The organism is Burkholderia sp. Bp9004 (assembly GCF_003858025.1).
In the GTDB taxonomy this organism is placed as follows: Bacteria; Pseudomonadota; Gammaproteobacteria; order Burkholderiales; family Burkholderiaceae; genus Burkholderia; species Burkholderia diffusa.
The window spans coordinates 38,909-49,192 of sequence record NZ_QTQD01000045.1 but is presented as its reverse complement, the minus strand read 5'-3'; the positions used below and the strand labels follow the sequence as shown (position 1 = coordinate 49,192).

Below are 10,284 nucleotides of genomic sequence, written 5' to 3'. Positions count from 1 at the left end.
TCGAGCACGCACACGCCGATCTCGGTGCCTTTCTCGGCGGCCAGCTGCTTGAGCCGGATCGCCGCCGACAGCCCGGCCGGGCCGCCGCCGACGATCACGACGTCGTATTCCATGGATTCGCGCTGTTGCGCTGCGTCACTATGCACGACAGCTGAATTTGTCATCGATCTCTCTGAATAAACGGTCGAACTGCGCGCAGGCGAGACGGCGCCCCATGCGACGCGTAACCCGGAATCGCAGACCGCCGTCTCGCGTCATCCGTCGAACTGCTCGAGGACATGCAGAAGGTCTGTCTTGCTCGGGCGCGTGCCCCAATTGCTTGCACCGGCGCTCGTGGCCACGATCATCCATGACTGGGGCGGAAAAAATTCGTGCGACAGCACGCCGTTCGACGATATGCGAAGTCGTCCCGAGCCTTCGTGAAATTCGGCCGTCAGCGACGTGTTGCCGACATGCCTTTGTACCAGCGTCGAACCAAACATTTTCCCCTCCCCGATCACTCGGACACGGACGCGGACCGGAGCGTGGTCCGTGTCCGTCGGCCCGTTTAGTCGATGGCCTTCACCATGTCCTCGACGACCTTCTTCGCGTCGCCGAAAACCATCATCGTCTTGTCCATATAGAACAACTCATTGTCGAGCCCCGCATATCCGGCAGCCATCGAACGTTTGTTGACGATGACCGTCCGCGCCTTGTATGCATCGAGTATCGGCATACCGTAGATCGGACTGCCCTTTTCCAGCGCGACCGGGTTCACCACGTCGTTGGCACCGAGCACGATCGCGACGTCGGCCTGCGAGAATTCGCCGTTGATCTCCTCCATCTCGAACACCTGGTCATACGGCACCTCGGCTTCCGCGAGCAGCACGTTCATGTGACCGGGCATGCGCCCCGCGACCGGATGAATCGCGTACTTCACCGTCACACCCTTTTCCGTGAGTTTCTGAGACAGCTCGTTGATCGCATGTTGCGCACGCGCGACCGCCAAGCCATATCCCGGAACGATGATCACGGATTCCGCGTTCGACAGCATGTATGCGGCGTCGTCCGCGCTGCCGCTCTTGACCGGACGCTGTTCCTTGGCCCCGCCGGCAGCGGCATTGGCCTCGCCGCCGAACCCGCCCAAAATCACGTTGAAGAACGACCGGTTCATCGCCTTGCACATGATGTAGGACAGAATCGCACCGGAGCTGCCCACCAACGAGCCGGCAATGATCAGCATCGGATTGCTGAGCGAAAAGCCGATGCCCGCGGCTGCCCAGCCGGAGTAGCTGTTCAGCATCGACACCACCACCGGCATGTCCGCGCCGCCGATCGGGATGATGATCAACACGCCCATCACGAACGCGAACGCCAGCATCAACAGAAACACGGACCAGCTTTCGGTCGCCATGAACGTCAGGCCGAGCGCGATCGTGGTTAGTCCCAGCACGAGGTTCAGAAAATGCTGCCCCTTGAACTGGACCGGCGCGCCCCGGAATACGCGCAGCGTGTACTTACCGCTGAGCTTGCCGAACGCGATCACCGATCCGCTGAACGTGATCGCGCCAATCGCCGCTCCGAGGAAAAGCTCGAGCCGGTTGCCGGTCGGGATCGACGGGTGCGCGAGACCGTCTAGCCCCGCGCCCGCAGCCAACGGCGCAGGCGTAATGCCGAACGCCCAAGGCTCCGTCACCGCGGCCACCGCGATGAAGACGGCTGCCAAGCCGATCATGCTGTGCATGAACGCCACCAGCTCCGGCATCTTGGTCATTTCCACGCGATACGCCATCACGGCGCCGACGGTTCCCCCCAGGAGCAGACCGAGCAGCACGAGCCCGAGTCCGGTCGGCGTGGCGGCGAGCTTCACGATCAGAGCCGCGGTGGTGAGTACTGCGATTGCCATGCCCGTCATGCCGAATGCGTTTCCGCGAATGGCCGTCGTCGGGTGAGACAGCCCCTTCAGCGCCTGAATGAAACAGATGCTGGCCAGCAAATACAACAAGGTAACGAGGTTCATGCTCATGATCGTTACGCCCCCGCCTTTTCAGTCGTCTTTCTTTCTTTCTTCCTGAACATTTCCAGCATCCGTCGCGTGACGAGGAAGCCCCCGAACACGTTGACCGCCGCGAGCGCAACCGCGAGCACGCCAGCGGTTCTGCCGAGACCGCTCGATGTCAGTCCCGCCGCGAGCATTGCACCGACGATGACGATCGCCGAGATCGCGTTCGTCACGGCCATCAAGGGCGTATGCAGTGCGGGCGTCACATTCCAGACGACGTGATAGCCGACATAGATGGCCAAGGCAAAGATGATCAGGTTGGTGATGATGTGGCTGACAGCTTCCATGGCAATTCTCAGTTCGTGGTCGAAGCTTCCGCCGTTGACCGGACGGGAGCAGGTTGATCGCGCATGACCATTCCGTCCCGGGCAACCAGGCAGGCGGTAACGATGTCATCCTCGAGATCGATCGTCACGCCGCCGCCCTTCGGCAGAATCAGTTTCAGGAAATCGAGTACGTTGCGCGCATACAGGTTGCTGGCGTCCGTGGCGACCAGAGCAGGCAGGTTCGTTTCGCCGACGATCGTCACCCCGTGCCGAACCGCAGTGCTGCCCGGCTCGGTCAGCGGGCAATTGCCACCCTGGGCCGCCGCGAGATCCACTATGACGGAACCCGGCTTCATCGATTCCACCATCGCCTCGGTCACCAGCACCGGTGCGGGCCGCCCGGGAATCAGCGCCGTGGTGATGACGATATCGGCGGCCGCGACACGCCTGGCCACTTCGACCTGCTGACGCTGCAGCCACGAGGCCGGCATCGGCCTCGCGTATCCGCCGACACCCTCCGCGGCCTCTTTTTCTTCAGCCGTTTCGTAGGGCACGTCGATGAACTTCGCCCCCAGAGACTCCACCTGCTCCTTGACGCTCGGACGCACGTCGCTCGCTTCGATGACAGCGCCCAAGCGTTTTGCCGTCGCGATGGCCTGCAACCCGGCAACCCCGACACCGAGAATCACGACGCGCGCCGCCTTCACGGTCCCCGCTGCCGTCATCAACATCGGGAAGATGCGCCGATATCGATCGGCGGCGATCATGACGGCCTTGTAGCCGGCGATATTCGCCTGGCTCGACAGCACATCCAGGCTTTGCGCGCGCGTCGTTCGCGGTGCGGCCTCGAGCGCGAACGCCGTGATGCCCGCCTTGGCGAGCCGTTCGAGACCGGCTGCATCAAACGGATTGAGCATCCCGACCAGCGCGGCCCCCATGCCGAAAGCGGCGAGTTCGCTGTCGAGCGGCGACCTGACTTTCAGCACGACCTCGCAGCCGAGCGCAGTCGCCTGATCCACGATCTCGGCGCCGGCGGCCCGATAAGCGTCGTCGGTATAGCTGGCCCCCAGCCCCGCACCCGAAGCCACGCGCACCGTGTGTCCCTGATCCTGCAGTTTCCCGGCCGTCTCCGGGGTAACGGCGACGCGGGCTTCGCCCGGCGTTGTTTCGACGGGCACACCTATCAGCATGACTTCTGCTCCTTGAGAAAAATGATCGTTTGTTGCCGCGCACCGGATACGCGGACCAACGCTCGATGTCACGCCGGCGATGAACCAACGATGAGCGGCGCGTGTGTTACATGAACGCCGAGCGGCCGGCTCGCGAAATGAACTCGCCGGTTTCAGCAGAATTCATTACGCGTATCCGATCGCACTCAGACGCGCTCCAGGATCAATGCGATGCCCTGGCCCACCCCGATGCACATCGTGCACAATGCGTAGCGACCGCTCGTGGCGTGCAACTGATTGATTGCCGTCGTCACGAGACGCGCGCCTGATGCACCGAGCGGATGACCGAGTGCTATCGCCCCGCCGTTGGGGTTGACCCGGAGATCATCGTCCTTCAGACCCAGCAGGCGCAACACGGCCAGCCCCTGTGCGGCAAATGCCTCGTTGAGTTCGATCACGTCGATCTCGTCGAGCCGCAATCCGGCCAGTGTCAGCACCTTCTCCGTCGCCGGCGCCGGACCGATACCCATCACGCGCGGCGGCACACCCGCGGTTGCCATCGCGACCACCCGCGCACGCGGCGTGAGACTGTGTTGGGCGATTGCGCGCTCGTTGGACAGCAGCAACGCACAGGCTCCGTCGTTGACGCCGCTCGCGTTGCCGGCCGTCACGCTGCCGTCAGGCCGCACGACACCCTTGAGCTTCGCAAGGGCTTCGAACGACGTCTCGCGAGGATGCTCGTCCTGCTTCACGACCAGCGGCTCGCCTTTTTTCTGCGGGATGTAGACAGGCGTGATCTCGCTATCGAAGAACCCACGCTTTTGCGCGGCCAGCGCTTTCGTCTGCGAAGCCAGTGCCATCCGATCCTGAGCGTCGCGCCCGATCTTGTAGTCGACCGCGACGTTCTCCGCCGTTTCAGGCATCGCATCGACGCCGTACTGCTCCTTCATCAGCCTGTTGACGAATCGCCAGCCGATCGTCGTGTCGTAGACCGCATTCGCACGGCTGAAAGCCGACTCCGCCTTCGGCATGACGAAGGGCGCGCGACTCATGCTTTCCACGCCGCCCGCAATCATCAACGCCGTTTCGCCGGACTTGATCGCGCGCGCCGCGCTGCCCACCGCATCAAGGCCCGAGCCGCACAGTCGATTGATCGTTGCGCCCGGTACGCCGAGCGGCAGGCCGGCGAGCAAGCTCGCCATGCGCGCGACGTTGCGGTTGTCCTCACCGGCCTGATTCGCACAGCCGAGCAGCACGTCGCCGACCGCCTCCCAGTCGACGCCAGGATTGCGCACCATCAGCGCCCTGATCGGAATCGCGGCCAAATCGTCGGCGCGCACGGAAGAAAGCGAGCCGCCATAGCGGCCGAATGGCGTACGGATTGCATCGCAAATATAGGCTTGTGTACTCATGACGTGGCGTCGCATCGAGAAGTTGAAATCGCACTCTTATTGCAATGAACATGCCAGTCACGCCCGGATTCGGCTTTCGCGTTCCAATGCGGTCGGCGCAGACATGCGTAACGGGCTTTCACCGACGTGCGACGCCCGCTCCTCGCGCCACGACATGATCACGTTCACGCGACAGCGATGCATCGTTGTATGCGGTCTCTACACCAGATGTCGTTTTGACAGACATGTCCCGAGTCGAGTCCGACACGATGTGCGGTGCGGCATCCTGATCGGCATGCCCGGCACGCGCCTGCAACGTACGCTCGCTCAATGTGTGGTGAATAGGCACCCGCTCTGCTGGAGCGTCTGGAACGCCGTTTCCTTCGGGATCACCGATCGAATCTTCAGCAGGTCCCACTCGCCTTTCGATTCCGACGGCTTCTTCGCCTCGGCCAGATACATGTCGTGCACCATCAGGCCGTTTGCCAGAATACGGCCGTCCCGGGCAAAGAAATCGTTGATCGGCATCGCCTTCATATTTGCCATGACCGCATCGCTGTCCACCGTTCCCGCCGCCTGAACGGCCTGGAGATAGTGAGTCATGGCGGAGTACATGCCCGCCTGGACCATCGTGGGCATCTTGCCGGTCTCGGCGTTGAATGCCTTCGCGAACGCGCGCGTCCGATCGTTGTAGTCCCAGTAGAACGCGGTGGTGAACTGAAGACCCTGAGCCGTCTTCAGACCGATGCCCTTCAGATCGCCGTCGAAAATCAGCAGCGGTGCAACGATCTGCTTGCCGGTCATCATGCCGAACTAGGCGGCCTGACGGATCGCATTTTGCGTGTCGCGCCCCGCGTTCGCGAGCCCGATGACCTGGGCCTTCGACGACTGGGCCTGCATCAGGAAAGACGCGAAGTCCGATGTCGCCAGAGGGTGGTCGACACTTCCCACGACCTGTCCGCCCATCGACTTGACGACCTGCGTGGCCTGCGACTGCAACGAATGACCGAATGCGTAGTCGGCCGTGATGAAGAACCAGCGCTTACCACCTTCCGATACCACCGCACGGGCCGTCCCGTTCGCGAGCGCATAGGTGTCGTACACATAGTGCACGCCGTACGGGGAACACTGCTTGCCGGTCAGATCCGTCGTTGCCGAGCCGGCAAAGATCGTCACCTTGCGCTTTTCCATGCCAAGCTTCTGCAGCGCGAGCGCCGAGGCAGAATCGGTCGATTCGATCACCATCGACACGTTATCCCTGTCGTACCATTGCCGCGCGCGCGTCGCCGTAATATCGACCTTGTTCTGGTAGTCTGCAGACAGCACTTCGACCGGTCTGCCGAGCACCTTGCCTCCGAAATCGCGCACGGCCATCTTGACCGCCGCCACCCCACCCGTTCCGCCGATGCCCGAGTAGACACCGGACATATCGACAATCACGCCGACCTTCAGCGGCTCTCCCGATGAAGCCGCAAAGGCGCCCGGTATCGCCACGGCGACGGCGAGCGTCCACGTCAGCGCAAATCGCAGTTTCATCATCAGTCTCCTCCCGTTGTATTTCCGGCTGCCCGACGCACGGTACGCGGAACGGCCGGAGCAGTCCGTCGTCCGTCAATCGATGTTCGTCAGGCAGCGGCCCGCTCCGGTGACGTCAACGGCAGACCGAGACGTGCACGCCGAACGAGCCACGGCGACGGTCGGTATCGCTGATCCCCGAAGGTCTCGTAAAGCCCCCTGAGGATGTCGAGCACCCGATGCGTGCCGAGCGCATCGCCCCACTCGAACGGACCCGTCGGATAACCGAGGCCGAGACGTACCGATACGTCGATATCCTCCGGTGACGCGATGCCCTGCTGGGCCATTTCGCAAGCGAGATTGACAATGCACGCCACCACTCGGGGAGCAACGAATCCAGGGGAATCCGAAATGACAAACGCGGGAATCGATTGCGTTGCAAATATTGCCTGCGCGCGATCTACCGTCAACTTTGCCGTTCCCGGGCATGTCATCAACGTCACGCCCGACGGCCCGCAGAACACGGGGTCGATACCGACGACCTTGCTCGGATCGAGCCGCAAATTCTCGATCGCGGTTGAAAGGTCCGTGTCCAGTGGTGCAATCAGCACCACGTCGGCGGCTTGCAAGTCGGCCGCACGCGTCACCTGCGACAGCAACGGCACGACCGCTTCGGGCAACGCCGCCGCCCCCTCCGTCAGCCACCACACCGCAACGTCGACCACCGGCACCGCCTGCTGCGCCGGCGCATGCGCCGCCACCGGCTTGCCGTCATAGCTGTAAAACCCTTGTCCTGCCTTGCGGCCCAACAGACCCGCGTGAAGGCGTGTGCGTGCGAGCATCACCGGTCGGTAGCGATCGTCGCCGTAGTACTGCGCATGAATCGATTCCATCACTGGAACGGATACGTCGAGTCCGGTCAGATCCAGCAGCTCGAACGGCCCCATGCGGAACCCTGCGCACTGGCGCAGGATCGCATCCAGCACCGAGTGCTCGGCGTTTTTTTCCGCGAGCAGCTTCAGCCCTTCGGTGACGAAGGCACGGCCCGCATGGTTGACCACGAAACCCGGCGAATCCGGCACAACGATCGGCCGATGTCCGATGCGCCGCGACAGCTCGACCAGCGCATCGATCGCTTCTGTTGCCGTTCGGGGCGCCTGCACGATCTCGACCAGTCGCATCCGCGTGACGGGATTGAAGAAGTGCCACCCGGCCACGCGAGATGGCTGCACACAACCGGATGCGATCGACGTCACGCTCAACGACGACGTGTTGGTCGCCAGAATGCACGACGGCGACACGATCGACTCCAGATCCCGCAACAGCCGCTGCTTGATATCGAGGTTCTCGACGATCGCTTCCACGACCAAATCACACCCGTCCATTTCTGTCAGACTGGTTGCCGCGGTGATCCGCCGCAACGCGGCGTCCGCGTCGCGCTGCTCGATCCGCCCATGTTCGACCGACCGCACCAGATCGTTGCGTATCGCCGAAACGGCCCGTGTCACTGCGCCGTCATTCACATCGAACAAATTCACGTCGCAGCCGGCCACCGCGCAAACTTGTGCGATACCGCGCCCCATCGCGCCTGCGCCTACTACGCCAACGCTATTCAGAGATTGTTCCAATCTCGATCTCCCATTCAATTTGCGCTTCATTCAATCGACAAACATCAGTCATCCGGAAGTGTTTCGTGTGCCGCCGACGCGCTAAACGCGTGCGAGATTTTTTCCTGGTTCGTGTACGTCAAAGAGAAACTGGCCGGCATAGGGCGATCCGCCGATCGCCGCCCGCCTTCTGTCGGGGGGAAAACGTGCCACGAACCGTCGTCATGACGAAAGAACACGAGCGACAAGGGCCCGGACGGGCAATCGACGTCGATTCGCACGCAACGCCACCGGCTTTCATCCGATCGACCGATACGCGAGAGACGAAAACGCCCGGCAACTCCGCTGCCCAACCATTTTCCGATTGCTGCTCGCAGAGAACGTTTCGGTACAGTCATCTCGGTTCCTCCACGCGGTGGGTGACGCGACCGCATATCGCGGCATTGCGTGGCTCGTGATAGGTGCGTTGGCCTGAACGATGGCCGGTGGCAGCGCCGCCTGTTCATGAAGCAAGGCCGCGTTGCGTCACCAAAATTCGACGTTACGATATTGCGCGCTTCAGCCCAGTTCGCCGACGAGTTCCGGCACGAGCGCGAACAGATCGCCGACGAGGCCGTAATCTGCCATGCTGAAGATCGGTGCTTCCGGATCCTTGTTGATCGCGACGATCACCTTCGAATCCTTCATGCCGGCCAGGTGCTGGATCGCACCCGAGATGCCGACCGCGATGTACAGCTGCGGCGCAACGATCTTGCCGGTCTGGCCGACCTGATAGTCGTTCGGCACGTAGCCGGCGTCGACTGCCGCGCGCGATGCGCCCAGCGCTGCCGACAGCTTGTCGGCCAGCGGCTCCAGCACCTTCGTGTAGTTTTCACCGCTGCCCAGACCACGGCCGCCCGACACGATGATGCTCGCCGACGTCAGCTCCGGACGATCCAGCTTCGTCACTTCACGGCTCACGAACTGCGACTTGCCTGCATCGGCCGCCGCTTCGATCTTCTCGACCAACGCGCTGCCGCCTTCCGCCGCCACCGGATCGAAACCCGTTGCACGCACCGTGATCACCTTGATCGGATCGCTCGACTGAACCGTCGCGATCGCGTTGCCTGCGTAGATCGGACGCTCGAACGTGTCGGCCGAATCGACCGCCGTGATGTCCGAAATCTGTGCAACGTCCAGCTTCGCGGCGATGCGCGGCGCGATGTTCTTGCCGTAGGCGGTTGCCGGCGCGAGGATGTGCGAGTAGTCCTTCGCGATGTTCAGCGCGGTCGCTTCGACGTTTTCCGCCAGGCCCGCTTCGAGCTGCGGCGCGTCGGCCAGCAACACCTTCGACACGCCTGCAATCTTGCCTGCGGCATCGGCCGCGCCCTGCGCGTTGTGCCCCGCGACCAGGACGTGAATGTCACCGCCAATCTTCGCTGCCGCCGCCACCGTGTTCAGCGTCGCGGCCTTGATCGACCCGTTGTCGTGTTCTGCAATCACCAGAGTCGTCTCGTGCTCTGCCATCACCAGAATCGTCATTTCTTTTCGCTCCCTCTTACAGCACCTTGGCTTCGGTCTTCAGCTTCTCGACCAGCGTCTTCACGTCCGGCACCTTCACGCCGGCCGCGCGCTTCGGCGGCTCGGCCACCTTCAGCGTCTTCAGACGCGGCGTGACGTCCACGCCCAGGTCTTCCGGCTTCACCGTTTCCAGCGGCTTCTTCTTCGCCTTCATGATGTTCGGCAGCGTCACGTAGCGCGGCTCGTTCAGGCGCAGGTCCGTGGTGACCACCGCCGGCAGCGTCATCGACAGCGTTTCCGCGCCGCCGTCGACTTCGCGTGCGACCGTAGCACGGCCGTCGGCGATCGTGACCTTCGACGCGAACGTGCCTTGCGGCAGGTTGGCCAGCGCGGCCAGCATCTGGCCCGTCTGGTTCGAATCGTCATCGATCGCCTGCTTGCCGAGGATTACCAGCTGCGGCTGTTCCTTGTCGACCAGCGCCTTCAGGATCTTCGCCACCGCCAGCGGCTCGACGCTGTCGTTCGATTCGACGAGGATCGCGCGATCCGCGCCGATCGCCAGCGCCGTGCGCAGCGTTTCCTGCGCTTGCGTCACACCGACCGACACCGCGATCACTTCGGTCGCCACACCCGCTTCCTTCAGGCGCACCGCTTCTTCCACCGCGATTTCGTCGAACGGGTTCATCGACATCTTCACATTCGCAATGTCGACGCCCGTGTTGTCCGACTTCACGCGGACCTTCACGTTGTAATCGACCACTCTTTTCACTGGCACCAGGATTTTCATTCTCTAAC

At 62.7% G+C, this 10,284-nt stretch carries 9 protein-coding genes and 1 pseudogene; all 10 read right to left on the bottom strand.

The window, feature by feature from the left end; translation table 11 throughout:
* A partial coding sequence (locus DIE08_RS32640; protein ID WP_124905849.1) for an FAD-dependent oxidoreductase occupies positions 1-164 on the bottom strand: 164 nt, incomplete at its 3' end.
* 90 nt (positions 165-254) lie between these two features.
* Positions 255-482 (bottom strand): hypothetical protein, encoded by a 228-nt coding sequence (locus tag DIE08_RS32635; RefSeq protein WP_124905847.1) that lies wholly within the window; start codon positions 480-482, stop codon positions 255-257.
* A gap of 65 nt (positions 483-547) precedes the next feature.
* Positions 548-2,005, bottom strand: a complete 1,458-nt coding sequence (locus DIE08_RS32630; RefSeq protein ID WP_124905845.1) for an NAD(P)(+) transhydrogenase (Re/Si-specific) subunit beta — start codon at positions 2,003-2,005, stop codon at positions 548-550.
* A 5-nt stretch (positions 2,006-2,010) separates the two neighbouring features.
* Positions 2,011-2,328: an NAD(P) transhydrogenase subunit alpha gene (locus DIE08_RS32625; protein WP_059623733.1), complete on the bottom strand. Its 318-nt coding sequence runs from the start codon at positions 2,326-2,328 to the stop codon at positions 2,011-2,013.
* An 8-nt stretch (positions 2,329-2,336) separates the two neighbouring features.
* A complete protein-coding gene (locus DIE08_RS32620) occupies positions 2,337-3,497 on the bottom strand; it encodes a Re/Si-specific NAD(P)(+) transhydrogenase subunit alpha (protein ID WP_124905843.1) in 1,161 nt (386 codons plus the stop codon).
* Positions 3,498-3,682: 185 nt separating this feature from the next.
* Complete coding sequence (gene pcaF / locus DIE08_RS32615) at positions 3,683-4,888, bottom strand: 3-oxoadipyl-CoA thiolase (RefSeq protein WP_124905841.1); 1,206 nt, start codon at positions 4,886-4,888, stop codon at positions 3,683-3,685.
* A gap of 306 nt (positions 4,889-5,194) precedes the next feature.
* Positions 5,195-6,406: pseudogene (locus DIE08_RS32610) on the bottom strand (ABC transporter substrate-binding protein).
* An 86-nt stretch (positions 6,407-6,492) separates the two neighbouring features.
* Positions 6,493-8,010, bottom strand: coding sequence for a 3-hydroxyacyl-CoA dehydrogenase (locus tag DIE08_RS32605; RefSeq protein WP_409360426.1), 1,518 nt, complete (start codon positions 8,008-8,010; stop codon positions 6,493-6,495).
* Between the two features lie 537 nt (positions 8,011-8,547).
* On the bottom strand, positions 8,548-9,495 hold the full coding sequence (locus tag DIE08_RS32595; RefSeq protein WP_124905859.1) for an electron transfer flavoprotein subunit alpha/FixB family protein: 948 nt from the start codon (positions 9,493-9,495) through the stop codon (positions 8,548-8,550).
* A 31-nt stretch (positions 9,496-9,526) separates the two neighbouring features.
* Positions 9,527-10,276 carry an electron transfer flavoprotein subunit beta/FixA family protein gene (locus DIE08_RS32590; protein WP_124905837.1) on the bottom strand — a complete coding sequence of 250 codons (750 nt, stop codon included), beginning with the start codon at positions 10,274-10,276 and terminating at the stop codon, positions 9,527-9,529.
* Positions 10,277-10,284 lie beyond the last annotated feature (8 nt).